Here is a 730-nt window from a genome sequence, read left to right on the forward strand (position 1 = left end):
CGACCACGACGACGACGTATCAACACACCATCACCTTCGGCTCAGACGCAAAGATGGATCGCCTCAAAGTGGTCCAGCCGATGGGGTCCACCTCATGCTCCCATCTGCGATGGAAAGGGAGGGACACTTCATCAGGTGTTGCGGTTCTTCCTGGAACGCGGCGGAGCGCTCAGTGAGGATTGTCCGCAGTGGGCGGCATGCGTGCGCGATTCGACGACTTCAAGAGCGCCTCCCGGAAGCGCCCTTCACGAGCGGCGACGCAGATGTTGAACCCATCCACGTTGCCGCAGGTGACCTGCTCGCCCAGGCGCTGGAACAGAGCCAGCTTCGGTGGGTCCACGACGTAGAGCTTGTCCGCCGAGAGCCGGCCCCGCGCGACATCGGCCACGAGTGCCTCGCAGCTCTGCTCGACGTGTCGCTCATTGATGCGAGCGACATAGCCGCTGTTCGTCGACAGGCCCTTCCGGTACGCGAGGTCCCCCCAGCGTACATAGTCATCCCGGCGAAACGTGTTCTGGGTGCATGGCAGCTTCGAGTCATGGATGTACGGCGGATACAGCACCACGTGCCGGTAGAACGAATCCAATTGCGCCCACTCCGGTTCACTGCGTGCTCCGGACGATCCCGATCACCTTCTCCGGAGCAAGCCGAACACCCTCTCCGGGGCAAGCCGAACACCGATTCCGGAGCAAGCCGAACACCGATTCCGGAGCAAGCCGAACACCTGTAG

At 62.5% G+C, this 730-nt stretch carries 1 protein-coding gene; it reads right to left on the bottom strand.

The window, feature by feature from the left end:
- Positions 1–169: 169 nt before the first annotated feature.
- Entirely contained in the window at positions 170–586 is a 417-nt protein-coding gene (locus FL311_RS43465) for a hypothetical protein (protein ID WP_141333576.1), read from the bottom strand.
- Positions 587–730 lie beyond the last annotated feature (144 nt).

It is taken from the genome of Myxococcus sp. AB025B, from assembly GCF_006518215.1.
In the GTDB taxonomy this organism is placed as follows: domain Bacteria; phylum Myxococcota; class Myxococcia; order Myxococcales; family Myxococcaceae; genus Myxococcus; species Myxococcus fulvus.